Origin of the sequence: Streptomyces sp. UH6 (assembly GCF_013421635.1) — a bacterium.
Lineage (GTDB): Bacteria > Actinomycetota > Actinomycetes > Streptomycetales > Streptomycetaceae > Streptomyces > Streptomyces abyssomicinicus.
This window is the reverse complement of sequence record NZ_JACADT010001201.1, coordinates 1-1,515: the sequence shown is the minus strand read 5'-3', so window position 1 is coordinate 1,515 and position 1,515 is coordinate 1. Positions and strand designations below refer to the sequence as shown.

1 protein-coding gene is annotated in these 1,515 nt (G+C 74.6%); it reads right to left on the bottom strand.

Annotation, left to right across the window (positions count from 1 at the left end):
• Positions 1 to 42: 42 nt before the first annotated feature.
• Positions 43 to 1,374: a phosphatase PAP2 family protein gene (locus HW445_RS30590; protein WP_180224044.1), complete on the bottom strand. Its 1,332-nt coding sequence runs from the start codon at positions 1,372 to 1,374 to the stop codon at positions 43 to 45.
• Between the last annotated feature and the right edge of the window lie 141 nt (positions 1,375 to 1,515).

Here is a 1,515-nt window from a genome sequence, read left to right as displayed (position 1 = left end):
GGCGCCCGGGACGGGACGACGGAGCCGTCGCCGATCGGCCGATCAGACGGATTCCGCGCGCGGGGCGGACCGTTGCCGGGGGAGGGGCCCGGCGTCCGGGGGCGGCACGGAGGACCCGGACCAGCGTGCCGTGGTCCGGACGTAGGCGAGCACCACCGAGGCCGTGGCCAGCACGAGAAGCGGCCCGGCGACCCACGGATGCTCCGCCATCGGCACGGGGAGCCAGCGGTAGGACACCAGCAGCGCCACGAAGACCGACGCGCCGTGGACGACCAGCAGGGTCCCCGGCCGGCACCAGCCGCGGTCGTGCGCGCGCAGCGCCGCCTCGACGGTGAGGGTGAACACCACGCCGGCGAGGAGGTCCACCCCGTAGTGGTAACCGAACCCCAGGGTCGCGCAGACCGTGGACACCAGCCAGAACGTCCCCGCCCAGCGCAGCGGCCTCGGGCCCGTGCGGGTGTGGACGAAGATCGCCGTCGCCCACGCCGTGTGCAGGCTGGGCATGCAGTTGCGCGGGGTGATCCCGTCGAACGGCATGGGCAGCGGTGCGTCGGCCGGCGGCAGGATCCGGGGCCACAGGTCGCCCACCGCCCAGGGCAGGGTGGGCGGCGAGTCGGGCGCCCACAGGCTGACCGACGCCCAGTACGCGTTGCCGGTGCCGTAGGCGTAGAGCGGCCCGACCACCGGGAAGATCATGTAACAGGCGGGCCCGAGGAGGCCTATCACCAGGAACGTGCGCACCAGATGGTGGCGCGGGAAGCGGCGCTCGACCGCCACCCGGCGCAACTGGTACAGCGCCGCCACGACCGCGGCCACCGCCAGGTTGCCGTAGACGAAGTCGAGGACATGGAAGCCGACGGGGCCGGTGGCCGTCACGAGCCGGCCGGCCAGCCAGGACGGGTCGCCCAGCGCGTGGTCGGCGGCGGCCAGGTACTGGTCGAGCACCGTCGGACGGGTCTTGGAGGTGATGAGCAGCCAGGTGTCACCGGTCTTGCGGCCGGCCACCAGCAGCAGGCCCAGCCCGGCGCCCTTCAGCAGCAGGACGCGCTCCCGGCCGGTGCGGCGGGTGACGGCGACGACCGCGCAGCCGAGGACCACCCACAGGGCGCCGATGCCGAAGGGGTGGCCCTCGGCCGGCCGGGCGTCGACCGCCCACCGGACCGCCAGGAAGGCGACGTCGACGCCGATCGCCGCGCCCACCGCGAGGAAACGTTCCCTCCAGGTGAGGACCACCATGGTCAACGCCATGGCGGCGTACAGCAGTCCCCCCGAGTCCGGCGGATACGCCACCTCCCGCACCTGGTTGGTGATCGGTCCCGGCACCCCGTGGTGGCGCGCGGCGAACTCCAGGGCGACGAGGAAGGCGAGGGTCACGACGGCGGCCGCGCCCCAGAGCCATCTCCGCGGCGGCCTCCGCCGGCCGGTGGGGGCCGCCGGGCCCGCCCCGTCCACCTCGCCGGACGCGCTCGTCGGGGAAAGGTCCTGCGCGGGTATGTTCGTCACTTCTCTGCCAGC